Source organism: Devosia sp. Root413D1 (assembly GCF_001425235.1).
Lineage (GTDB): Bacteria > Pseudomonadota > Alphaproteobacteria > Rhizobiales > Devosiaceae > Devosia_A.
In genome coordinates this window covers 610583-633550 of record NZ_LMEA01000011.1, presented here as the reverse complement: position 1 = coordinate 633550, position 22968 = coordinate 610583, and the positions used below count along the sequence as shown (strand labels likewise).

At 66.5% G+C, this 22968-nt stretch carries 24 protein-coding genes; 13 read left to right on the top strand and 11 right to left on the bottom strand.

The features are described from left to right. Positions 1 to 10: 10 nt before the first annotated feature. Complete coding sequence (locus ASC89_RS20485) at positions 11 to 205, top strand: DUF3008 family protein (RefSeq protein ID WP_056001248.1); 195 nt, start codon at positions 11 to 13, stop codon at positions 203 to 205. Positions 206 to 370: 165 nt separating this feature from the next. Here the strand turns inward: ASC89_RS20485 and ASC89_RS20480 are convergent, their stop codons facing one another. Together ASC89_RS20480 and ASC89_RS20475 are read right to left on the bottom strand one after the other, a co-directional pair. Further along, the gene (locus ASC89_RS20480) at positions 371 to 871 is read right to left on the bottom strand and encodes a hypothetical protein (RefSeq protein WP_156384699.1); all 501 of its coding nucleotides are present in this window, start codon (positions 869 to 871) and stop codon (positions 371 to 373) included. Positions 872 to 1524: 653 nt separating this feature from the next. After that, positions 1525 to 1941 carry a response regulator gene (locus ASC89_RS20475; protein WP_056001242.1) on the bottom strand — a complete coding sequence of 139 codons (417 nt, stop codon included), beginning with the start codon at positions 1939 to 1941 and terminating at the stop codon, positions 1525 to 1527. A gap of 297 nt (positions 1942 to 2238) precedes the next feature. Between ASC89_RS20475 and ASC89_RS20470 the strand changes: the two genes are divergently transcribed. Both ASC89_RS20470 and ASC89_RS20465 read left to right on the top strand, forming a co-directional pair. Next, a complete protein-coding gene (locus ASC89_RS20470) occupies positions 2239 to 3984 on the top strand; it encodes a tetratricopeptide repeat protein (RefSeq protein WP_156384698.1) in 1746 nt (581 codons plus the stop codon). Between the two features lie 33 nt (positions 3985 to 4017). Next, a complete protein-coding gene (locus ASC89_RS20465; protein ID WP_056001236.1) occupies positions 4018 to 5019 on the top strand; it encodes an MDR family oxidoreductase in 1002 nt (333 codons plus the stop codon). A gap of 142 nt (positions 5020 to 5161) precedes the next feature. Here the strand turns inward: ASC89_RS20465 and ASC89_RS20460 are convergent, their stop codons facing one another. The 4 genes from ASC89_RS20460 to ASC89_RS20445 form a co-directional block, all read right to left on the bottom strand. Then, positions 5162 to 5494 carry an SMR family transporter gene (locus ASC89_RS20460; RefSeq protein WP_156342787.1) on the bottom strand — a complete coding sequence of 111 codons (333 nt, stop codon included), beginning with the start codon at positions 5492 to 5494 and terminating at the stop codon, positions 5162 to 5164. A gap of 142 nt (positions 5495 to 5636) precedes the next feature. Beyond that, complete coding sequence (gene murD, locus ASC89_RS20455) at positions 5637 to 6956, bottom strand: UDP-N-acetylmuramoyl-L-alanine--D-glutamate ligase (protein ID WP_056001225.1); 1320 nt, start codon at positions 6954 to 6956, stop codon at positions 5637 to 5639. Beyond that, positions 6946 to 8274: a hypothetical protein gene (locus tag ASC89_RS20450; RefSeq protein ID WP_056001222.1), complete on the bottom strand. Its 1329-nt coding sequence runs from the start codon at positions 8272 to 8274 to the stop codon at positions 6946 to 6948. Before ASC89_RS20450 ends, murD begins: the two co-directional genes overlap by 11 nt. Before the next feature lie 2 nt (positions 8275 to 8276). Continuing rightward, on the bottom strand, positions 8277 to 9170 hold the full coding sequence (locus tag ASC89_RS20445; protein WP_056001219.1) for a metallophosphoesterase: 894 nt from the start codon (positions 9168 to 9170) through the stop codon (positions 8277 to 8279). An 85-nt stretch (positions 9171 to 9255) separates the two neighbouring features. Here ASC89_RS20445 and ASC89_RS20440 point away from each other — a divergent pair, with 85 nt between their 5' ends. Beyond that, a complete protein-coding gene (locus tag ASC89_RS20440) occupies positions 9256 to 9747 on the top strand; it encodes an NUDIX domain-containing protein (protein ID WP_244488508.1) in 492 nt (163 codons plus the stop codon). A 91-nt stretch (positions 9748 to 9838) separates the two neighbouring features. Here the strand turns inward: ASC89_RS20440 and ASC89_RS20435 are convergent, their stop codons facing one another. After that, positions 9839 to 10228 carry a nuclear transport factor 2 family protein gene (locus ASC89_RS20435; RefSeq protein WP_055880823.1) on the bottom strand — a complete coding sequence of 130 codons (390 nt, stop codon included), beginning with the start codon at positions 10226 to 10228 and terminating at the stop codon, positions 9839 to 9841. A gap of 68 nt (positions 10229 to 10296) precedes the next feature. On the opposite strand from ASC89_RS20435, the gene ASC89_RS20430 reads away from it, so the two are divergent. Beyond that, the gene (locus tag ASC89_RS20430; RefSeq protein ID WP_055880822.1) at positions 10297 to 10881 is read left to right on the top strand and encodes a TetR/AcrR family transcriptional regulator; all 585 of its coding nucleotides are present in this window, start codon (positions 10297 to 10299) and stop codon (positions 10879 to 10881) included. A 177-nt stretch (positions 10882 to 11058) separates the two neighbouring features. Here the strand turns inward: ASC89_RS20430 and ASC89_RS20425 are convergent, their stop codons facing one another. Further along, on the bottom strand, positions 11059 to 11571 hold the full coding sequence (locus ASC89_RS20425; RefSeq protein ID WP_055880819.1) for a putative immunity protein: 513 nt from the start codon (positions 11569 to 11571) through the stop codon (positions 11059 to 11061). A gap of 89 nt (positions 11572 to 11660) precedes the next feature. Here ASC89_RS20425 and ASC89_RS20420 point away from each other — a divergent pair, with 89 nt between their 5' ends. After that, the gene (locus ASC89_RS20420; RefSeq protein ID WP_082533535.1) at positions 11661 to 12641 is read left to right on the top strand and encodes an alpha/beta fold hydrolase; all 981 of its coding nucleotides are present in this window, start codon (positions 11661 to 11663) and stop codon (positions 12639 to 12641) included. On the opposite strand, the gene ASC89_RS20415 is transcribed toward ASC89_RS20420, so the two are convergent. Beyond that, the gene (locus tag ASC89_RS20415) at positions 12591 to 14189 is read right to left on the bottom strand and encodes a winged helix-turn-helix domain-containing protein (RefSeq protein ID WP_055880816.1); all 1599 of its coding nucleotides are present in this window, start codon (positions 14187 to 14189) and stop codon (positions 12591 to 12593) included. The genes ASC89_RS20420 and ASC89_RS20415 overlap by 51 nt on opposite strands. Before the next feature lie 178 nt (positions 14190 to 14367). Between ASC89_RS20415 and ASC89_RS20410 the strand changes: the two genes are divergently transcribed. Further along, entirely contained in the window at positions 14368 to 17067 is a 2700-nt protein-coding gene (locus ASC89_RS20410; protein WP_162247973.1) for an autotransporter domain-containing protein, read from the top strand. A 2-nt stretch (positions 17068 to 17069) separates the two neighbouring features. Here ASC89_RS20410 and ASC89_RS20405 read toward each other — a convergent pair whose 3' ends face one another. Next, positions 17070 to 17642: a TetR/AcrR family transcriptional regulator gene (locus ASC89_RS20405; protein ID WP_082528194.1), complete on the bottom strand. Its 573-nt coding sequence runs from the start codon at positions 17640 to 17642 to the stop codon at positions 17070 to 17072. A gap of 51 nt (positions 17643 to 17693) precedes the next feature. Here ASC89_RS20405 and ASC89_RS20400 point away from each other — a divergent pair, with 51 nt between their 5' ends. The 6 genes from ASC89_RS20400 (at position 17694) to ASC89_RS20375 (ending at position 22593) form a co-directional block, all read left to right on the top strand. Beyond that, complete coding sequence (locus ASC89_RS20400) at positions 17694 to 18389, top strand: DUF4336 domain-containing protein (protein ID WP_055880811.1); 696 nt, start codon at positions 17694 to 17696, stop codon at positions 18387 to 18389. A 389-nt stretch (positions 18390 to 18778) separates the two neighbouring features. Then, the gene (locus ASC89_RS20395) at positions 18779 to 19339 is read left to right on the top strand and encodes a GNAT family N-acetyltransferase (RefSeq protein ID WP_055880808.1); all 561 of its coding nucleotides are present in this window, start codon (positions 18779 to 18781) and stop codon (positions 19337 to 19339) included. A 144-nt stretch (positions 19340 to 19483) separates the two neighbouring features. Further along, positions 19484 to 19768, top strand: a complete 285-nt coding sequence (locus tag ASC89_RS20390; protein WP_055880805.1) for a hypothetical protein — start codon at positions 19484 to 19486, stop codon at positions 19766 to 19768. A gap of 72 nt (positions 19769 to 19840) precedes the next feature. Beyond that, on the top strand, positions 19841 to 20638 hold the full coding sequence (locus tag ASC89_RS20385) for an ADYC domain-containing protein (protein WP_055880803.1): 798 nt from the start codon (positions 19841 to 19843) through the stop codon (positions 20636 to 20638). A gap of 90 nt (positions 20639 to 20728) precedes the next feature. Beyond that, entirely contained in the window at positions 20729 to 21397 is a 669-nt protein-coding gene (locus ASC89_RS20380) for a CoA pyrophosphatase (RefSeq protein WP_055880800.1), read from the top strand. Beyond that, positions 21394 to 22593, top strand: a complete 1200-nt coding sequence (locus ASC89_RS20375) for a CCA tRNA nucleotidyltransferase (protein WP_056001211.1) — start codon at positions 21394 to 21396, stop codon at positions 22591 to 22593. Before ASC89_RS20380 ends, ASC89_RS20375 begins: the two co-directional genes overlap by 4 nt. A gap of 171 nt (positions 22594 to 22764) precedes the next feature. Here ASC89_RS20375 and ASC89_RS20370 read toward each other — a convergent pair whose 3' ends face one another. Beyond that, entirely contained in the window at positions 22765 to 22953 is a 189-nt protein-coding gene (locus ASC89_RS20370) for a DUF1059 domain-containing protein (RefSeq protein ID WP_055880795.1), read from the bottom strand. Positions 22954 to 22968: the final 15 nt, after the last annotated feature.

The window sequence follows — 22968 nt, the reverse complement described above, 5'->3', positions numbered from 1 at the left end:
AGGCTCCATTATGCCCGCAACCTCGAAAGCCCAGCAGAAAGCCGCCGGCGCGGCGCTCTCCGCCAAGCGCGGCGACACCAAGGTGAAAGACCTGAAGGGCGCGTCAAAGTCGATGTACAAATCCATGAGCGAGAACCAGCTCGAAGAGTTCGCTGAGACCAAGCGCAAGGGCTTGCCCGAGCACAAGGGCAAGACGAAGCACTAGCGGGCTTGCACAGAGGCCGGTGCGGGCTGACCCCCACCCCTGTCCCCTCCCCCTAAGAAAGGGGAGGGAGACCAAAACACTGATGCAGGTGCGAGCGTCTCCCTCCCCCTACTTCAGGGGGAGACAGGGTGGGGGTTGGCTTGCGCCGGCCAAGCTGTCGCGCTGTTACTCGATCGCCGTGGGCGGCGGCGGTAGCTGCGGGTCGGCGCCTTCGCCGAAGACCTGCTGGCCTTCGTTGTCCCAGATGCGGACCACCTCGCAGCTCAAGAGGAAATCCTTGGCGCACTCGGTCTTGACGATGGCTTCGAGGCTCACCTGATCCTGCTGGTCGCAGACGAACTTGTGCCAGTGCGGGCCTTCGTTGTGCTGCATGAAGATATCGGCCACCCAGCCGTGCGGATAGCACCAGAGGTTGGGTGAACACTCCTCGGGGCTGAGCCCGCTTTGCTGGACGCACTGGGCCACGGCGCAATCCATGGCGTCGGCCGCGAACGGGCCGAAGCAGACGCCGAGGCCGGCCTCCGGAGCCTGCGATACTGCGATGCCGTTGAAGGCCGGCAGCACAAAGCTGTCCACTGCTTCCTCGCCATCGACAGCTTCCTGAGCGAGCACGGGGGTGGCGAGAAGGCCCAGCACGGCCGCCGCGAACATCGACATTCTGAGCATGGGATGGCCTCCGGTTGAGCACGCGCGACAGCGCGGTGGTTCGAGGCGGTCAAGACCGCCGAGGGGAGGCCGGAGAGTGCGGTGATCCGGGCTAGACGGTCAAGACCGCGACCGGGTTCGGAAGGCCGACGGTCGGTGGCTGAGGGCGGTGAAGACCGCCAGGTACAGGGGAAGCGCGGTTGCGGTGGGAGAAGTATCCGCAACCGCGCCTTCGCCTGCTGGCCCCAGTGGCCCGCCGCAACTGGGTTACACACCGAACGGTCCGAACACACCGGAAACCGGTGCGCGAGACCCGAGAAACGGGAAGGCGGGGCAGCGTCAGGAGGTCGCGCCCCGTCTTTCCGTCGTCGTATGGCGGCCGCCGCGTGAGGGAACGCGACGGACCGCCGGTTTGGGTCGGAGCTTGGGGTCTCCGGCCCAGGACCGCCCGGATCGCCGCAGGGATATCGGCGGTCGGGCGGTAGCTCAGTCATGAGAACCAACTGGCCTCATCTAGATTTTGTCGCGCTTTCGAACCGGAAAAGTCTGCAACTTTTCCTGAAAACGCTCCGAGGGATAGAAGAGACGGAGAGCGCATTTGGGAATGCAATCGGCAGTGGCCTGCCTCAATGCAACGCGCTCCCCGCCCGGCACGTAACCTGTGGACGCAGTGATTACGTGCCAACCGCATCGAGGTGCTGATTGCGCACCCAGAAACTGACGATGGCCGCCGCTTCGCGACGGTAGGAATTGATATCGGCGTGCCGCTCGAACACCGCGTCGGCGCCGGCGGAAATAAGGGCCTCTCGCGGCTCGCGGTCGAGCGTCGGGGCAATCGCGGCAATCAGCAGCGAATGGCCGTCGCGCATGGCGCGGAGCTTCACGATAAAGTCCAGGGTGGCACTGGACGAGGCTTTGAGATCGACGATCACCAGACCCGGAATGGTCGCGAGGTCATCCTCGAGCAACCGGTGGATCTCGGCAGTCGCCAAGGCTTCGCCGTTGAGCCAGCTCACGGACGGCGCGCCATGGGCGAGCAGCATCCGGATCATCAGCCGGGCGGAATGTGAGTCGTCGTCGACCAGTGCCATAAAGGGCTGGCCGGTACCAATAGCGTCCATAATGGTTCCTTCTTGCCGCGTCGCCGCGGCAATGGCCGAAAACTCTATACGTAGTCGGTAACCCGTCGGTGGCGACGGAGCGCCGGGGGAGCTTCGTTGCGTCCCCTTACCGCCACAAGACATGCTCGCGGCGACTGCGTTATGCAGCGACAGGCCGGGATATGATGGTTTGATGACCGTGCGCATAGGCAAAGGCATGTAACAACGCCGTAACGAGGCTTGCGATTAACATGTAAATCGCCCAGATACGCAGGGGGAGGTACTCGCGTGGGCGAACCGTTGTCGCAGACAATGCCGCCCCGAGCGGAGGTCGAGGCTGCCCTGGCGCGGATCCAGGAGTGGCCCGGGCTGGCGCGTTCGCCACAACTTGCCAAGTTTCTCAACTACATAGTCGGCGCACGGCTCGATGGAAACGAGGCTGGCATCAAGGCCTATTCGATCGCCGTGGACGTATTCGGGCGGCCGCAGAGCTTCGATCCGCAGAACGATCCGATCGTGCGCGTGCAGGCCCGGCGGCTGCGGGCGGTGCTCGAAGAATACTATGCCGGCGAAGGGGCCTCCGAACCCGTCATATTTTACCTGCCGGTGGGACGTTACATCCCGGAATTTCGCACTCCATCGGGCGAACCGGCCCCGGCGGCGGCTGAATCACCTGTAACCGGTTTCACGCCGCCGATTGCTCAGGTCGCTGCTGAGAGGTCGTGGCTGGCGCGGCTCGACGACATCGTGCTGCTGGTGGTGCTGGTGTTCGTCGCGCTTGGCATCGCCCTGGTGCTGACGCAGGTGCTGGCGCCGCGCCAGGTGCGGATCGCGGTGCCGCAGCCGCCTGTGGTTTCGGTCACCGAGTTCACCTCGGTGGCGGCCCAGGCGCCTGCTGCCAGCGTCGCCGGCCTCGCGGTCGAATTGGTGACTGACCTCGGGCTGTTCCCGTTCATCGATGCCGTCTACCTGCAGCGCACCGGGCCGGCGGCGCCGCAGGCGACAGCAGCAACTTTCGAGTTGTCGGGCATCGCGCGTACCGAGGGCACCGAAATGCAGGTCACCGCCAGCCTCAAGCGTGTTGGCTCTGATGCGGCGGTATGGAGCATGACCGAGAAGGTGGCGACGGCCGAGTTTCCCACCTCGATCGATCGGCTGTCGCAGGGCTTTGCTGACCAGCTGGGCGCGGTCGACGGGCCGCTGCACACCGATGCGATGCAGTGGCTGGCCACCAATACCGATCTTGCCGGCAACGAGACCGACTACCTCTGCGGCCTGCTGTTCACCCGCTATCGCGGCAGCGCCAGGCTGGACGATGGCGAGCGAGCCCGTGCCTGCGTCAGTGGCCTGCTGCGCAGCCAGCCAGGCTCGGCGGTAGGCCTGGCCATGAGCGGCACGCTGCTGCTCGACCGCACGCTGCGCATGCAGCCGCCATCAGCGCGTGACCCCGAGCCGATTGCCGAGGCGGAGCGACAGATCGACGAGGCGCTGGCGCTGGCGCCGACCTCGAGCCCGATCTGGCGCGAATATGCCTTCTTCCTCGAATCCGTCGGCCGGTTCGGCGAGGCCGAGGCGGCGTTCACCTCGGCGCTGCAGCTCAACCCCTCGAACCTCGACGCCTATGCAGGCTACGCGCGGCTGCTGTCGCTGCGCGGCAAATCCGAGAAGGGGAAGGCCATGGCCGCCGATGCACTGCGCCGGGCCGTAACGCCACCCTACTGGTACCACGAGGCCGCTGCGGTGAACGCGCTGCGCGAGGGGAACAATGCCGAGGCGCTGCTGCAGGCAGAGGCGCTGGCGGTCGGCGATGCCGAGCTGGCTTCGGCCATCGCCGTGACGGCGGCATACCGGCTGAAGTCGGAAGATGCACTCAACCGGTCGATTGCGCAGTTGCTTGAGGTGACGCGCTTCCGTCGCTTCGGTATTCTGCCGGTGCTTCGCCAGCGGCTGGGCGATCCCGAACTGCGTGCCGAGATCGGCAACGAACTGGCCGCGGCAGGCATTGATCAGGCGGCTCTCAACGGGCCGTACTGATCGACGTTTTCGACCGTTGGTTCTGGAGTTTTCATGTCTTTTCGCGCCCTGGTCACCGAGCGGCTGGCTGACGGTGAATTGCGCAGCAGTCTCAAGGAGATCACCGATCAGCAGCTGCCGGCCGGAGAGGTGCTGGTGGCGATCGAGTGGGCCGGGCTGAACTACAAGGATGCGCTGTGCCTCACCGGGCAGGGCGGGCTAGTCAGAACCTATCCTCATGTCGCCGGCATCGATTTTGCCGGGCGCGTGGTGGAGAGCAGCGATGCCCGCTACCACCCCGGCCAGGCGGTGATCCTCACCGGTTGGCGGGTGGGAGAGCTCCATTGGGGTGGCTATGCGCAGCGGGCGCGGGTGAAAGCTGATTGGCTGGTGCCGCTGCCCAAGCGGTTTTCGACCCGCACTGCCATGATGATCGGGACGGCCGGGCTCGCGGCCATGCTGGCGGTCAACCGGCTGCAGGCCGAGGGAATCCGGGCCGGCGAGGGCGAGGTGCTGGTCACCGGCGCCGGCGGCGGGGTCGGCAGCATCGCCGTGCTGCTGCTGAGCCGGCTCGGTTACGACGTTGCCGCGGTGACCGGGCGAGCCGAGCTCGCCGAACGCCTGACCAAGCTGGGCGCCAGCCGCATCGTCTCGCGCGACGAGGTGCTGAAGCCGACCGGCAAGGTGCTCGACAAGGAACAATGGTCGGGCGCCATCGACTCGGTCGGCGGCCCGCTGCTCGGCGAAGTGCTGAAGAAGATCCGCTATGGCGGGGCGGTGGCGGCGATCGGTAATGCCGGCGGCCGCGGTTGGGACGCCAGCGTCATCCCGTTCATCCTGCGCAACATTTCGCTCTGCGGCATCGACACCGTGATGCAGCCCTTGGAAGCGCGCCGCTCGGCCTGGGACCGGCTGACCACGCTGTTCGTGCCGGCAGCGTTCGAGCCGATGCTGACCGAAGCACGGCTCGAGGATCTGCCGGGGCTGGCGGCTGAGATGCTCGAGGGGAAGATTGCCGGGCGCGTGGTGGTGAACCCGCGGGACCCGCCGACTTGAGGGGAGCCGGTGTGCTTGGCGCCCCTCACCCTGACCCTCTCCCCAGAGGGGAGAGGGGACGCATTTTGCACCGGCTGTGCCACAACGCCCCCTCGCCCCTCTGGGGAGAGGGCTGGGGTGAGGGGTGCCAAGCACACCGGCCCTAGTGCACAGCCGTCTTCGAGAACAGGTTGATGACGATCACTCCGGCCATGATCAGGCCCATGCCGATCAGGGCCGGCAGATCGAGCAACTGTTTGTAGATCAGCCAGCCCGCCAGCGAGATCAGCACGATGCCGACGCCCGACCAGATGGCGTAGGCGATGCCGACCGGCATGCTGCGTAGCGTCAGCGACAGGAAGTAGAAGGCGACGACATAGCCGACGATCGAGATCAGCGATGGCCAGAGCTGGGTGAAGCCGTCGGCAGCGCGGAGCGCGGTGGTGGCAATCACTTCAGCGACGATGGCGACCGCCAGATAAGCATAGGCGATCATCATGCGTCGACTGCGTTCGCAGCCACCCACAGGGTGATCCCCGCGAAATCGGGGACCTCCGTTTGCGGTGGTGCCGCCGCCAAGAAAACAGAGGTTCCCGCTTTCGCGGGAACGACACCGAGTGGGGGGTGAGTGACGTGCCTCACGCCTTGGCCCCGAAATAGGTGCCGGCCAGCCGGACGAAAGCGGCGCCGCGTTCCTCGAAATTCTTGAACACCTTGCCCGCGGTTTCGAGCTGGCCATAGCTCGGAGCGCCCGGCGAGAGGATCACCGTTTCGAACTTCGACTGTCGTCCGGCCAGCGCCTTGACGGCATCTTCGAGGGTTCCGGCTTCGATCACCTCGATCTCGGGCGCTGCGGCATAGGTGAGGGTGGCGAGGCGGTCGCCGGTCACCGGCAGGCAGACCAGCACAGTGACACCGCGGGGCGCGAGGAGCTGCGAGAGCTCGGAATAATCCTGGTGGCGCTCGTGACCGCCGGCGATCAGCGCGATGCGGCTGCCTTCATAGGCGGCGAGCGCCGCCTTGGTGGCTTCCGGCGTGGTCGAGATCGAGTCGTTGACGAAGGTCACATCGCCGACCTGGTGCTCTTCGAGCCGGTGCGGCAGCGGGGTGAACTTGGCGATGCCGCGCACCACGCCCTCGAGGTCGGCGCCGGCCTTCGTGGCGATGGCCGCGGCGAGCAGAGCGTTATTCAGGTTGTGCTCGCCCTTGAGGCGGGAGCGGGCTGCGGCGCCGGCGATGCGGTCGTGAATGAACGGCGCCAGCGGCGGGATCAGGCGCTTCACGTCGCGTAGCGCTTCCATCACCAGCGGGTTGCCCAGCGCGCCGACGCCCAGCGCTACCGGGAAAGGCGCGTCGCGGTCGATCAGGTTGAGCTTGTCCTGGTAATAGCGCTCGACGCTGCGGTGCCAGTCGGTGTGTTCGGGCGAGAGGTTGGTGATCGCCGCGATATCGGGAGTGAACGCCATGTCGGCGGTCTGGTAGCTCGAAAGCTCGAACACCACGATCGGGTGCTTGTCGGCAATTTCCAGCGGCGCGAGGCCGACATTGCCGGCGAGCCCGGCATCGAGGCCGGATTCAACCAGCATCAGGTGCACCAGGGTGGCGGTGGTGGATTTGCCCTTGGTGCCGGAAATCGCGATGACCTTGCGCCCGTCGCGATAGGCCTCGCCCCAGAGGTTGAGGTTGGAGGTGACGGCGATGCCGGCTTCGCGCGCCATGGCGAAGACCGGGCGGTAGCGCGACACGCCGGGGCTCTTGACGATGGTCGCAAACAGCCGCGCTTCGATGGCCTGCGTCAGGTCGGCGGGCGCGATGAAGGTGGCATCGTCGATATCGGCTTCGCCGCTGTCGACGGTGACGTACACCTTGGTGTGCGGGGAGCGGGCCTCAATGAAGGCGCGGGTGGAGCGGGCCTCGCGGCCGGCGCCGTAGAGCAGCACGGGTTCGTCAAAGCGCATGCGGGGCGACTCGCTCGAAGATGTCCTTCGGGATGAGGTGTTCTGGGCTATCGATCATGAGTTCGGCAAGAGCGTCTTCGAGGCGCCGGCTGCCATATTGAGTCAAGAGATCCGGCTTCAGCATTGAAACGATTGGCTCATCTGCCCATTGCGGCAGCTTGGTCAGGGCCCAGAGGCAGGCTGCCGCTTCCTCGATTTCGCCGACGCATTCCCAGGGCTTCTGGCCGGCGAGGCCAGTGAGCTCGCGGAACGAGCGCTCATGGGAGGGCTGGCTCAGGAGGTTCTGGCCGAAGATGCCGACCAAACGTTGCTTCTCCATGATCGGGGCGAAGATCAGGAACACGAAGTGGCACTTGGGGCACTTGCCGCACCAGAGCGGGCCGTCATGGCCGGCGAGCTTGAAGTTCTCGTTGCAGCTCGAAAACACGTGATCGAAGCGGCTCACCCGGGCGAACAGCGTGGCGATCTTCGCCTCGGAGTAGGGGCGCAGCAGCGAGAAATAGCTGAGGCTGCCGCCGGTGGCGTGCTCGAGCACTTTGGCGATCAGGTTCTCGAAATCGATCGACTTGGAATGCTGGTGGTTGGCCTCGCGCCCATCGAACTCGACATTGCCCTCGCTGGCCGAGCGCTCGTTGGAGAGAACAATCCGGTTGTAGGAGAACAGCAGCGCAGTCAGCGCCGCGATCATCGAGTTGATGGCGGTCGAGGGCACGTGGCCGTTGTAATAGCCGGGCTCCTTGCCGAGCCGGATCATCTCGGGGTCGAGCTTGCGCCCCACATAGAGCGGGGTGCGGCCGACCTTGTCGACGCTGCCGATGATCGGTCCCTTGGGGTTGACGGCGAAGGGGGTGAAATCCAGCTCCGCCGCCTCGAACAGCTGCACGCTGACCAGCGAGTCCTTGCCGCCGCCGATCGGCAGCAGGGCGCGATTGCGCAAGACAGGCGCGGCGGGGGCAGGGCCGTGATCCTCGGGGTCGTCGATCTCGATCTCGCCGAAGCGCTTCAGGTTGTTGCGGGCATAGAACTCGCCGAGGCCGTTCTCATAGACGTCGAGGGCGAAATCGTGCTCGCGCACGGTCAGCGGGAATGGGATGACGATGCGATAGGGGGCGCGCAGCTTGAAGTAGCTGACGCCGAGGACGACGGCGGTCAGCTGCAGCAGTTTGAGGAAAGCTGGCGTCGCCGCGACACTGCTATCGCTGCCGGAGGGGAAAGTCAGGACTTCGGAAAAGCTCAGCTCGCCGAGTGTGTAGCGGAACGTCGCCACACCCGTCACGGCGTCGAAGGCGGGCGGCTCGATGGCGAAGGCTTCGGTCACGTTCAGTAGATCCTGAGGCTCAGTCTCAGCACTATATCGGTCGAAAGGCGCTGAAAGCCAAACTCGCGCAAGGTGCACTGCCAGGAGGTGCCGAGGCGCTGGATCGAGAACAGGTTGTAGCGGGCCGGATCGTGCCCGCCGGTATCGCCCTGCGCGGCGCCCGCCGCCGCGACGCCGACCACCGGCACATCGCCGCGCGGGCCGGGGATGGCATAGATCGAGGATTGATGGGTGTGCCCGTGCAGCACCAGTTCAGCACCGTGCTCGGCGATGACGCGGCGAAAGGACTTGGCGCCGTAGAGCCCGAGGCGCGGATGCGCCTGCTCCTGGTTCGGCGGATGGTGGATCAGGACGACGCGGAAATAGCCGCCGTCACCGAGGAGCTTCAGGCAGCGAGCAAGGCGCGCCGCCTGGTCCTCCTCGAAGCGGCCGGCGGCGATCCAGGGCGCGGTGGGCACGGCGCTGTTGCACGAGACCACGGCGACGTCGCCGACGCGACGCACGAACGGAAAGGCGTTATCATCGACGGTCTCGCCCATGACGTAGCCATCCCAGCGGTCCATCGCCTTCTGCAGCGCGCCCTTGAGATAGGCATCGTGGTTGCCGGGGGAGACACAGACCTGTTCGGGCGGGCCGAGGGTCTCGAGCCAGTTATAGGCGGTGTTGATCTCGGCATCGAGCGCCAGGTTCACCAGGTCGCCGGTGACGACGGTGAAATCCGGGTTCTGCTCGCGCATGTGGCGCACCAGCTTGGTCAGCCCGTCGCCGGCCATGGTGTGCTCGCGCTTGATCTTCCAGTTGAGGAAACCGGTGATCCGCTTGTTCATCAGGTCGCGCGCCCGGACGGGCGGCAGCGGGGCCAGGTGAACGTCGGACAGATGGGCGAGCGTGATCATTGCCCGGCGTAATGCCATGCGGCGCGTGGCAAGAAAATGCCCTAAATGGCTCCGGCGCCAATTGAACGTCAGCGGGAGCATCCCCATGAGCCGAACCACCAGCAGAACCATGAGCCGCTGGCAGCGCGTCAGAACCTCGGCGCACCTGTTCATCGTCGGGGTGCGCCGGCGCATGGTGCTGGGCACCAGGGCGGTGTTGCTCGATGGCGACCGGGTGCTGCTGCTGAGGCACACCTACATGCCGGGCTGGCATTTTCCGGGCGGCGGGGTCGAGCCGGGCGAAACCGCCGAGGAGGCGGCGCGACGCGAAGCCGAAGAAGAAACCGGCCTTCGCGTCGAGGGCCCGATGCGGCTGCTCGGGCTCTATCTGCAAAAGCACGAGGCGACCAACCGCGACCACGTTGCGGTCTATGTCGGGCGCAGCTTCAGCGAGGTGAAGCCGTTCCGGCCGAACAGCGAGATCGCCGAGATCGGCTGGTTCGAAATGGACGCGCTGCCCGAGGGGATGAACCCCGGCACAGCCCGGCGCATCGCCGAGATCGCAGCAGGGACGGAGGAACTGCCGGGGCTGTGGTAGGGGGCGGCGGGGTTGTGCTCAACCTAAATAGCCGGGGCAGGGGCACCCAAAGTTGCCCCACGCACGGTGTGGAGAGATCGGGGCTAGAACATCATGAGCCTGCCACCTCGGGCAGCGGCGCGGCCTGGCCCGGGGATTTCGCGTAGCCCAGCGCCTCGACGATCCGGCCGTCGCGCACCCGCATGACGTTGACGCCGCGGACCGAGCCGCCGTTGCCGAAGTTGAAGCGCCAGCGGATGGTGGCGTTGTCGCCCATGACGACGGTGTCCTCGACATCGAACCAGGCCACCGGGTCAGTGGCGATGGCCTGCCAGAAGGCGAGGCAGGCGTCGTAGCCCTCGTAACGCGTGCCGTTGGGCGCCGGCTGGATCGACTCCATGACGCAATCGGGGGCGATGAGGTCTTCAAGGAGTTTCGGCTGGTGCTCGAGGAACGCCTGATTGAAGCGGCGCATGATTTCGGCGGTTTCGGTCGACGGCATTTCGCTCTCCGTACAGACAGGTCTGTCTATGTGTTGAACCATACAGACCTGTCTGGTAGTGTCAAGCCATGGCGAAGAGCGATTCCTCCACTGACCCCGCGTCCGCGCCGCTGCCGGCGCGGCGGCGGCTGCTCGATACGGCGACGCGGCTGTTTTATGCGCTGGGCATCCATGCGGTGGGCATCGACCGCATCATCGCGGAAGCCGGTGTGGCCAAGGCGACGTTCTACAGCCACTTTCCGTCCAAGGACGACTTGGTGGTCGCCTATCTAGAGGAGCAGGACCGGATCGGCCGCGCCGCCGTTGCCGCGCTGCCGAAGCTACCACCGCGCCGGATGCTCTCGGCAATCCTCGGGCGCATCAGCACTGCCGGCATGGCCGGGGATTTTCGCGGCTGCCCATTCCTCAATGCGGCAGCCGAATACACCGACCCGGTCAGCCCGGTGCGCCGGGCGATCGATGCCCGCCGCGCCTGGTATCACGGCGTGCTGCGCGACCTGCTGGCGGCGGATGGTGATCCGGCGCCGGAGGTGACGGCTTCGCTGCTGGTGGCGCTGTCGGATGGGTTGCTGGAAATCGCCTATCTCGATGATCCCAGGAGCGTGCCGGCGCTGATCGAGGCAGGGTTGGCGAGGCTGTTGGTGGCACGCTGAGGCAATGGGGCCACCCCATGGTGGAGCAATAGCCACCACTCGCTCCACCCACTCGGTGTCATCCCAGCGAATGCTGGGACCCATCTAACCGCTTGCACTGTGGCGAGTTGGGTCCCAGCTTTCGCTGGGATGACAGCCGGTGGGGGTGGAGGCAGGCAGTCCGCCAGCGAGCAGCCGCTAATCAAACACCGACCAGCAGATGGCGTTGCGTTGCTGCTGGTCGTCGAGCACCAACGCGCGGATTGCGTCGGGCAGCTGCGCGCGCTGCCACGCGCACTCCTCGCGCCGGGCCTGCTCCCGCTCGGCCTCCGGTGCTGCGGCCTCAGCGGCGCGGATGGCATAGGCGGCCGCACCCAGATCATGTGCCGCGACATGCGCCACGGCGACGGCCTGGCCGGCCGACAGTGCCGCGAATTTGGCGGCTCCGGTGAGTTCACGCCCGGCGGCGTTGGCGACGAAGGCCATGCTGTGCGCCTGTTTCATCGCCACTTCGCCGCGGATCCAGGCGTGGGTCAGCTCGATCGCCCGGCGGGGCCGGTCGTCGCCGGGGCAGGCGGCTTCGAAGTGGTGCAGCACATGGGTGGCGCAGTCCGCCGCCCAGCGGGCGAGCAAGTGGTGACCGGCATCAGTCAGCGTGCCGCCGCGCCGGATGGTGACGAGCCGCGGATCGCGTTCTTTGCTGAGGATCATCCGTCTGCCTTTGTCTCGCGCTGATGGAGCCAAGCGGCGCTGCCTGGCGTTAGCCCGGCATCATGGATAACCGGGAAAGGAGTTTGAAGATGACACCCCCAACTCGTCAACGGCTTCGCCTCAAGGGAGGCACCGAGCTGTCGTTCCTTGTCGCCGGCGAGCCGTCAAAGCCAGCCGTGGTGCTGGTACACGGCTTTCCCAACGCGGCGCGGATGTTCGAAACAGTGATGACCGAGCTCTCGGGTGAGGCCTACCTGATTGCGCCGGACCTGCCGGGCTATGGCGAATCCGAGCCGCTGGCGTCACCATCGCTCAGCGGCTTTGGCGATGCGATCGCCGAACTGCTCGACCGGCTCGATGTCGGGCCGCGCTATCTCTACGTGCATGATTTCGGCGCGGCGGCGACGTTGCACATGGCGATGCAGGCGCCCGAACTGGTACGCGGGCTGATTATCCAGAACGCCAATGCGCACCGCACCGGGTTCGGCCCGCTCTGGGCGAACTCGCTGGAGTTCTGGGCCCATCCGACGCCGGAAAATACCGCCGAGGTGATGTCGGTGCTCAGCCTCAAGGGGATGCGCGACCAGTATGTCATGGGCGTGCCGCCGGAAGTTGCGGCGCAGATCCCGGCAGCCGAATGGGAAGAGGATTGGCGGGTGATGAACCTGCCCGGGCGGATGGACACCCAGCGAGTGCTGCTGCGAGATTACGGCCGCTATGCCGAGCGCTTCGACGAGATCGCCGAGTACCTCAAGAGCTACCAGCCGCCGGCGCTGATGCTGTGGGGGCGGCATGATGCGTTCTTCGATATCGCCGAAACGCTGTCCTGGATGCAGGACCTGCCGCGGATGGAGGCCCACATTTTCGATGGCGGGCACTTGCTGCTGGAAACCCACGCGGACGTCGCGACGCCGCTGATCGGCGCGTTCATCCGGCGCACCGAGCAGCAGCTCGGCAGCAGCAAGCAGCAGCTCGGCAGCAGCAAGCAGCAGCTCGGCAGCAGCAAGCAGAACGTACACTCAGCGCTCGGGCAGTCCGAGCTCCACCAGCACGGACATCACCCGGGCTGACGCTTCGAGGAAAGCCGGGCTGACATTGCGCGCCGGCGGCTCGACATTGGCGGCGGTGGAGCCGGGCCGCAACAGCATGCCGGCCGCGAACGCCGCCCTGGCGTCGGCGGTGCGGCCGAGGCGCTGATAGGCGGTGGCGAGCATCAGGTGCGTGCGGCCGGAGGCGGGCGTGACGGCGATCGAGCGCTTAAGCCAGAGTGCCGCTTCGGCGTCCCGACCGAGCAGCACATTGACCCAGCCGATGCCCAGCAGCCAGGTCCAGCGCGACACTGTCGGCGTGTCGTAACGATAAGCTTGTTCAAAGCTCATGAGCGCATCCTCGAAGCGTCCGAGAAACACCTGCGCGAGGCCTGTCTGGTAGAGAGCCGAGCCATTCCAGGGGTCGAAGCTGGTGGCGCGGGCGCAGGCAATCAGGCTTTCGACGAACTCGTTGGTGGCCGCGAGGAACCGGCACTGCGCTTCAAGCACGGCGATGGAGCGTGGGCGCAGCGCTATGGCGCGCCTGAGCATCGCCTCACCGTTCGCCCGCGCCGCGGCGGCTTCGGCTTCGTCGTACCAGACCATCTGGATGCCCCGGGTCTGCAGGCCCGCAAGCGCCACCTGCAGGTCGACATTGTCGGGCGCCGTGGCGAGGGCGGTCTTCAGCATCAGTTGCGCTACGGCGAAGCGCTCGCGCGAGGTCTGGTTGATCGAGGCCGAAGCCTGCTCGATGGCAACTCGGACGCCTGGCGGCGGCTCGGCTGCGCCGGCAGTGCCGCCCTCCAGCACCTCGTTGAGCCAGCGGGCCAGCCGGTCGCCAGCGCCGGCGGCGAGGCGGATCTCCTGCAGCTCGGGCTCGAGCGCAGTATCGACGCTCGCGGTGGCGACGGACTCGACCACACCGGTCGCCGTGCGAACGGCACGGAGCTTCAGCGTCCAGGCGCTGGCGGTCCTGAGCAGTTCGCCGCGCACCTCGAACTGGGCGGGGGTGCCGGCGCCAGGCGCCAGCACCTGCAGGTTGTCGATGCGGGCGAGGCCATCGACCAACTCGTCGGTCACCCCGGCCGCCAATGCGCCGCCGTCGCCGGCGGCGCTGGCATCGAGGATCGGCACCACGGCAATGGTCGGGGGTGGCGGCGCCATCAGGGTCGCCAGGGCAAATCCCGCGATGCCGATGACGGCAGCGACGGCCGTGATCAGCACAAGGCCGCCGCTTGACGGCTGGGCGCGTCGCGCGAAGGGCTGAGGTGTCGGCGTTGAGCCTTCCTCCAGCGCCGGCACGAACAGGTAGCCGCGACCGGAGACCAGCTTGATGATCTGGCGCTGCTCGTCGCCGAGTGCGGCGCGAATCTCGCGGATGCACTGGAACAGCCCGTCCTCGCCGACATGGACGTTCGGCCAGACCGCTTCCATCAGTTCCTGCTTGCTCAATACGCGGCCGGCGTTGGCGACGAACAGGCGAAGCATCTCGAAGGTCTTGGGACGCAGCCGGACCAGTGCGCCATCGGGACCGCGCAGCTCGGCACGCTCCTCGTCCAGCTCAAATCCGGCAAACCGGGTCGTCGCCATGCCCCAAACTCCCGGCGCACTCGATGCCTTGCCGGTCCTGCTATTGCAAGCGCCCCGAGCAAAAGACGCGAATTTCAGAAAAATTTCAGAATGCCGCGTCTGCGCTTTCAGGACTCGGTTCGGAGGCAATGAGAAGAGGAGGCGCGGCTCTATTTTCGGGCTGGCGCAGGGGGCAGTCATGTTCAACCAATGGTCGGCGAACACAGGGGCGGTGCGTGCGTTGCGGCGCGCGTGCAGCCTGTCAGCGCTGCTTTTGGCGGCGACGGCGCTCAGCGCGTCGCCGGCGAGGGCCGTGGACCCTAGCGCCGCGCAGTGGGTCAATCCCGACTCGGGCGACTGGCTGGACCCAGATAACTGGGATCTCGGCAGTGTTCCGACTTCGGTTCATAGCTCGTATATCCACGGTGGTGGCACGGCCCAGGTTACGGGTGGCGCCAACGCTTTGAGCGGCCAAGTGATCATAGGCACGGGCCTCGGTAGCGGCGTCGTCGAGGTGAGCGGCTCCGGGTCCACTCTCACAACCGTGGACAATATCTATCTGGCTGTCTTTGGTTCCGGCACGCTTGCCATCAGCGATGGCGGCGAGGTGAGCATCGGCGGCACCGCTTATGTCGGCCAAGGTTATGACAGCACCACGGGCGGTATCGGCCTCGTCATGGTGGCCGGCCCGGGGTCGGTCCTGAGTGCCAACGACCTCAAGGTAGGCTTCAACGGCAAGGGCACGGTCGAGGTCAGCAAGGGGGGCACGCTAAGCGCGGCAAGCTCCGAGGTGGGTTCCCTGGCTGAAGGGGACGGCAAAATCGTGATCGATGGCCCCGGCTCGAGGCTGCAAACCGAGTTCCTCCGGGTCGCCGTTGACGGCGACGGCGCCGTCGAGATCAGGGGCGGCGGTACCCTCAGCAGCACGTGGGCCTCGGTCGCCAGCGGCGCAGGAACGATCGGCCAGGTGGTGGTCGACGGCCCGGGTTCGAGCTGGACCAATACCGGCAGCCTCGACCTCGGCGGCATGGGACAGGCGGACCTCACCATCAGCAATGGCGGGCGGTTCAGTGCGGACAACATCAATATCGGTACGGCGGGCAAGCTCAACATCGGCGCGGCCGCGACCAGCGCGCCCGTCGCCGCCGGGACGCTCAAGGCCGGCAGCATCTCGCTGACCGACGGGGAAGCGAGACTCATCTTCAACCACAGCAGCGCGAACTATGAACTGGACACCGACATCTCCGGCATCGGAGTCATCGAGCTGCTGGGCCCCGGCAAGACGGTGCTGACCGGCAACAGCCGTGACTTCACCGGCGAAATCAGCGTCGTCGGCGGCGAACTGATGGTCGATGGCTGGCTCGGCGGCGACATGACCTCGAAGGGCCGGTTGAGCGGCGAAGGCGTCGTCCGCAATGTCAGCGTGGTCGGAGGCGGGGTGATCGCCCCGGGCAAAGATCGGATCGGCACGCTGGCGGTGGAGGGCAACCTCTACATGGCCCCGGGCTCGACCTATGAGGTGGAGATCGACTCCGGTTCCAGCGACCTGATCCAGGTGATGGGGATCGCCTATGTCGAGGGGGCGGACATCGCCATCAAGCGTGGCGTGGGGCCGCTGGCACTGGGGGGAGGCGGTTACACCATCCTCAGCGCTGACGGCGGCTTCTATGACGGCTTCGGCGACATCATCTCAGACTATGCCTTCGTTACGCCGTCGATCGCCGTCACCCGTGTAGGCAGCTCCGACCTGGTTGGGCTCAAGTTCACCCGCAACGATCTGGCTTTCACCGAGGTCGCGAAAACGGCGAACCAGTCGCAGGCCGCGGCGGCAGTCCAGGCGCTTGATATCAACAATGCCACCTACAGGACCGTTCTCAGCCTCAACCAAGCCGAAGCGCAGACGATGTTCGATGTGCTCTCGGGTGAGGGGCATGCGACGCTGAAGGGCGTGCTGATGGACAATGCCGGGCTGGTGTCGGACGCGCTGGTGCAGCGGCTGGATGCAGCGCGGACGCTCGATGGTTCCGGCGCCGTCAGCGGCTATGCCGCGCTACCGGCACTGCCGGAGGCGGGCGGCGGCAACGCGATGTGGGGCGAGTTCTATGGTGGCTTCGGCAAACTCGGCAGCGACGGCAACGCAGCCGAGGCCGAACAGGCCAGCGGCGGGCTGCTGCTGGGGGCCGACGCGGCCGTCGGCGACTGGCAGATCGGCCTCGCGGCGCAGCTGGGACAGACCAACGTCTCGATCGCTGATCGCGCTACCGAGGCGACGACCGCCGACATCGGCGCCGGGTTCTATGCCGGGACGAACTGGGGCGACACCGGGTTCTCGCTCGCCGGCACCGTGACGCAGCACGCCATCTCGACCAGCCGCGAAGTGGGGCTGGGGCTCAACGAAACACTGACGGCCGAGTACGGCGCCACCACTGGCCAGGTGGTCGCCGAGCTCGAGCATGAGTTCGATCTCGGCGCCGCGAGCCTGACGCCGTTTGCGCGGCTGGGCCATGTCGTCCAGGCGACCGAGGCCTTCCAAGAGACCGGCAATGGCGGCGGCGCAGCCCTGTCGGGTGAAGCCGACGTGGTCAACCAATCCTTCGCCACGCTGGGTCTGCGTGGCGCGTATCAATTCGTGGTGGGCCAGGGTGGTCTTGCGACATTCAGCGGTGGCATCGGCTGGCGTCGTGGTTTTGGTGAGGCGCCCACCGCGCATCTTGGGTTCAACGGCGGCTCGCCATTCGTTATCGCAGCCACCCCCGCCGCCGCGGACTCGTTACTGCTCGAGGCGGGGTTCGACCTCGACCTGGCCGAGGGGCTGGATGTTTCCGCGAGCTATACCGGCGATCTCACGGTCGACGGCCAGTCGCATGCTCTGAGGGCCGGGCTGGGCGGGCAGTTCTGAGGCTAGGTACTGCCGATGCCCTCGACGACGAGGCGGATGATGCGGCGGATATCCGCCTCGCTGAACCTGCCGGTGGCGAGCGCGGTGAGCATGGCCTGCCCGTAAATGCCGAGCAGGACGAGCGCCATGAAGTCGGGACCCTCGTCCCGGCGGATGACGCCCTGCTGCTGGCCAAGGACCAGGATGTCGCGGATGAGGCGCTGGAACGAGGGACGATCGGGCGGTGGCGCCACCGAGGGGCGCTCGGCGGGGCTCAGCGCCAGGCGGGCGAGCGAAGGGTTGGCAAGGCACCAGCCGGCGCTGTCGAGGAACACTGCGGCCAGCAGTGGCAGGACGTCCTCGTTGGCGGCGATGCGGGCCCGATAGCCGGCGTCGCCGGCTTCGACCCGGGCGATCAGCTGCAGGGCAATCTCATCCTTGGAGCTGAACAGATTGTAGAGCGTCTTGCGGGTCAGCCCGGCCCGCGTCGCGATCTCCTCCATCGAGGTGTTGGCAAAGCCCAGCGCGCGAAACGCCTGGTCGGCAGCCTCGAGGATCAGGGCACGGGAGCGGTCGGTTCGCTTCGGGGTTGTCATAAGTACACAGTAGTGTAATTTTATACGGGTGTGAAGATGCGGGATTATGAGATGTGGGAAGCGTTTGGCCCGGAGATCTGGATTGTCGATGGGCCGGTGGTCACCGCCGCGGCCGGCTTTCACTATCCCACCCGCATGACCATCATCCGGCTCGGCGGCGGCGACCTGGTGATCTGGTCGCCGGTCGCGTTGACGGCGCAACTGCGCGGCGAAGTGGAGGTGCTGGGCAATATCCGTTACCTCGTGGCGCCCAACTCGCTGCATGACAGCTTCATTGCCGACTGGCATCGCGCCTTTCCGGTCGCCCAGGTGCTGGCGGCGCCGGGTGTCCGCGAGAAGCGAGCCGACCTCAGGTTCGGGGCGGATCTCGGCAATACGCCGGTACCCGGCTGGACCGGCGAGATCGAGGTCGTCCTGGTGCGCGGTAACCGGATCACCACCGAGGCGGTAGCCTTCCACCGGCCGAGCGGCACAGTGATCTTTACCGACCTCCTGCAACAGTTCCCGCCCGGCTGGTTCAAGGGCTGGCGCGCCCTGGTGGCGCGGCTTGACCTGATGCTGGCGGACGAGCCCTCGGTGCCGCGGAAATTTCGTGTCGCCTTTTCCGACAAGCGCGCCGCGCGGGCAGCGCTCCGCCGCATCCTCGCCTGGCGCGCCAGCAACGTGCTGATGGCGCATGGCACGCCGGTCAGACGGGACGGCCACGCCTTCCTCAGGCGGGCTTTTGCGTGGCTGGTGAAGTGGTGAGGGAAGGGCCCCGAACTGACCCTCGAATGGTCGTTTCGGCGTCAAACCAGCGACACAAACCCGTCCCTACATGGCTTGACGTTTGTCGCGCTTTCGAACCGGAAAAGTCTGCAACTTTTCCTGAAAGCGCTCCGGTGAACCGGTAGCGCCTGCAAGGCGTTGTGACGCGGGCGGGCAGAATCTGCGGAGGCGGTCTTGAAATTTGACTGCAGGTCCATAATTTTGCGTGGACGCGTTGGCCGACACGATGCTAATGCGCTTTTCAGACGTCAGGAGGCGTCCAGGATGGAGAAGGCTTTTCAGGTGACCCGACGACCGTAATCGGTCGGCAGCCGGCTTAAGTGGGCCGGTACGTTTGTCCTCGTCTTGTTTGTTCCTGGACCAGTCACATGATCGCGCCTTCCGTCTCCGTCGCTGCTGAAGCAGCGCCTCCGCAACTCGGCCTGCCCACCATTCGCTTTGCTACTCCTGCCGACGATCAGTTCGTCGAGGATCTGCAGGCGCTTGCCTTCGGCCCGGGCCGCTTTGCCCGGACGGCGTTCCGGGTGCGCGAGCGCTTCCCGATCGACACGACGCTCAGCCTCATCGCCGAAGTGAACGGGCAGGCCTGCGGTTCGGTGTGGATGACCCCGATCAGCGTCGGCGGCATTGACGGCTACATGCTTGGCCCACTAGCGACGCACCCGGATTTCCGCAAACGCGGCGCCGGCAAGCTGCTCGCCAAGGAAGTCTCCCGCATCGCGCTGGAGCGCGGCAAAGGCAGCTTCGTGCTGCTGGTCGGCGACCGCGACTATTATTGCCCGCTCGGCTGGGTGCCGACGCAACTGGGCGCCATCGAGTTCCCCGGACCGGTCGATCCGAGCCGGGTGCTGGTCTACTCCAACGACCCGACGATGGCCGTGCGGCTCGCCGGCCCGATCAAGGCGTTCGGCGCCGGCAAGCGCTCGTAGCAAGGGGAACGGCTGGCCCTTCGGGGTCGGCTGCCGCTTGAACGAGGCCGTCAGCAACGGTTCATTTCAATCGAGCTAGGTCGCCGCATCGCAACGGCGCAACGCCGGACAACCGGCCCGCCTTCCTCATTTGAAAGAACTGCAATGATCCGTGCATCTCTTGTTCTCGCTGCCCTGCTGCTCGCGTTCTCGGCGAGTGTTCCGGCTCATGCCGGCATTGCCGACAATGGCACCACCATCAACGGCATTGACCCGAACGGCATCGACCCGAATGGCATTGACCCGAATGGCATTGACCCGAATGGCATTGACCCGAACGGCATCGACCCGAATGGCATCGATCCGAATGGCATCGACCCCAACGGCGCCAACACCACGGGTGCGTTGGTCAAGCCGATGAAGCTGATCGCGGTCGAACTGGCCAACTGATCGACGACGCCGGGGACGAACGGTCGTCCCCGGCGAACACCATCGCTCCCCCGAACGCGAAGCCCCCCTTTCATGTCCCTGACATCGCTCTGTGCGCTGCTCTGCACCCTGCTGTCCATTGGACCTGCCACCGCACAGACGCCGCCCGCGCCGACCGTTACCGCGATCGAGGCCGCGGCGGGCAGTTTTCGGGCGACCCTGTCGGATGGAACGACGCGGCAGGGGACGGAACTGATCGGCATGGTGCTGACCTATTCGGATGGCGACACCACCATCCGGGTCAAACTGAAGGGCGTACGCCCCGACCCGCGGGACGCCACCGGCAGGCTGCAGCTCAACGACCTGCGCTATGCCGATACCGACAAGCCCTATTGCCTGCCATCTGCCGACGGGCTGCGCGAGGGCTACGCCATCGCCGGACGTGCCGCCGACGATGGCACCATCCACCCGGCCGAGCCGGGCGAGTTCGTGCTCGCCTGCACCTCGGGCGCACAGGGCAAGTGCCTGCGCTTCGGCTATCGGCCATGGGAGGTCGGGCCGGACGGTGTCTCTAACGCGGATCGCTACAACGCCTGCATCCACATGATTCGCGCGGACTATTGCGGCGACGGTACGGCGACCACCAATGACGGCACGCTCATCGACATGTTCGACGATGCCGGCATCCAGCAGGCGGAGCGGAAGCCCGGCTTCAGCTTCGAGGCGGCGTGGACGCCGGAAGGCGCGGCCTGTGTGGCGCATGTGCGGATTCGTGAGAACATCTCGCTCGCGGATCTGGCTCGGACCTGTCCGCGCCTCGCCGGCAAGCTCGGCCCCGAAGCCTGCAGCGAGGGCGCTGTTTCGGCAGACGTCTACAACCTGTCGAAGTAGGCCGCGGGCGGGCGGCCGCCGCCACGGTTGTTGATTTGTCGCATGACCTTAGCGGAAAAGTCTGCCAGTTACCGGGGGAGACGTTCTGGAGTGCCGGCCCTGATTGACGACGCGCTGATCACGAGAATCGCCGGCCGGCTGCTGCGCGAACCGGAAGCGTTCGACGCGGCGGCCGGCATGCTGCCCGATTGGGTGCCTGATACGCCGCCCGGCCGCCCGCCGGTGCCGGCGGCGGTGCTGATCGCGCTGGTCAGGCGCCCCGAGGGGTTGTCGATCCTTTATACCGAGCGCTCGCCCGAGCTCCGCTCGCATTCGGGGCAGATCGCTTTCCCGGGTGGCAAGGTGGATCCGACTGACAAGGACGCGGCCGATGCGGCGCTGCGCGAGGCCTGGGAAGAGGTGCAGCTCGACCGCGGCGAGGCCAAGGTGCTGGGCTTCATGCCGCTCTACTATACCGGCACCAATTACCTGATCACTCCGGTGGTGGCAGTGGTGGAGCCGAGCCGGCCCTTCATCCCCAATCCGGGCGAAGTCCGCTCGGTGTTCGAGGTGCCGCTCGATTACCTGATGACGCCGGGCAGCTACACGACCTTCCACATCAAGCGCGGTGGCCGCGAGCACTCGACCTGGCAAATCGAGCATAGCGGGCTTGTCATCTGGGGCATAACAGCGAACCTTACGCGACGCTTCCACGATCTGGCCTTAAGCCCTGAAAGGGATTGGAGCCCAGAGCAGGACCTGAGCCCGGAGGGCGGTTGAACAAGCTGGGGGACATCGACGAACGCCTCAAGCGCGCCGACTGGCTGATGCGGCCGGAAACGCAGCGCATGATGGCTTTGCTCGATGGCGCGGAGGGCCGGACCCGGGTGGTGGGCGGCATCGTGCGCGATACGCTGCTGGAGCTGCCGCGCGCCAACTCCGACATCGACATGGCCACCGAGCTGAGGCCCGAGGAGGTGATCCTCAGGGCCGAGCGGGCGCGGCTTTCAGCCTATCCGACCGGCATCGAGCACGGCACGGTGACGCTGCGGCTCGATCGGCTCACTGCCGAAGTGACGACGTTGCGCGAAGATGTCGAGACCGACGGACGGCACGCCGTGGTGCGCTTCGGCACCGATTGGCGGCAGGATGCGCTGAGGCGCGATTTCACCCTCAATGCCCTTTATGCCGGCATGGACGGTACGCTGTTCGATCCGCTGCACGGGGTGGAGGACTGCCTTGCCCGCAAGGTGCGGTTCATCGGCAAGCCGGCCGAGCGGATCGCCGAGGACCGGCTGCGGGTCTATCGCTTCTTCCGCTTTTCGGCGAGCCATGCCGGCGAGCAGTTCGACCCGGACGGGCTCGCCGCCTGTGCCGCGGCGGCGGGGACGCTGGGACGGCTGGCGGCAGAGCGGGTCGGCGCCGAGATGCGCCGCATGCTGGCGCTGCCGCGCATCGCCAATACGCTGAAGGCGATGCGCGAAGCGCAAATCCTGCCGTTGCCCGAGGCAATGATCAGGCTGCTCTACGGCTACGAGCGGCGGGCGCGGAAGCCGGAATACACGGCGCGACTGGCGATCCTGATGTCGGAAATCGGCGCGGAGCGGTTGCAGGCGATGTGGCGGCTGTCGAACGAAGATATCGGCACCGCCGAGGCGATCCTTTCGGCGGCGCGGCTGATCGCCGAGTTCAAGCTGAACGAGGCGGCCTACCGGCATCCCGGCGCACTGGCAGACGGCATCGACGTCGCGGCGACGCTGTCGAACTGGGGCGAGGCCGGCAAGCTCGCCGTTCTCGAGCAGCTGCAGCGACTCGACGTGCCGCACTTCCCGATCCGCGGCAGCGACCTCCTCAACCTCGGCATGTCACCTGGGCGGGAGCTCGGCGAAGCGCTCGAGCGGCTCGAACGGGCCTGGATCGAGAGCGGTTTTGTGCTCGATCGCGCGGCGCTGCTGGGGATGGTGAGGCGGGGGTAGGGCTTCCGTTCTCCAGGGCCGGTGTGCTTGGCGCTCCTCACCCTGGCCCTCTCCCCAAACGGGCGAGGGGACGCGAGGTGAACCGGCGGTGCCACACCGCCCCCTCGCCCCTTTGGGGAGAGGGTTGGGGTGAGGGGTAGCCAAGCGCGCAGCCCTCAGGAACTACCCGCCCTAGTGTACCGCCTCGCCCTTTTCGTGCACGCGGGCCTTGATCTCGTCGACCATGTTGGGGCGGATCAGCTCTTCGCCATGCGCGCTGCGCAGGTGCTCGGCGGCGCGGCGGACGATTTCCGCGGTGTCCTCGGCCTGGGTGTGCCAGGTGCAGCCGGGAACCAGGGTGCCACATTCGAACGATTTCATGATCATGCTCCATCG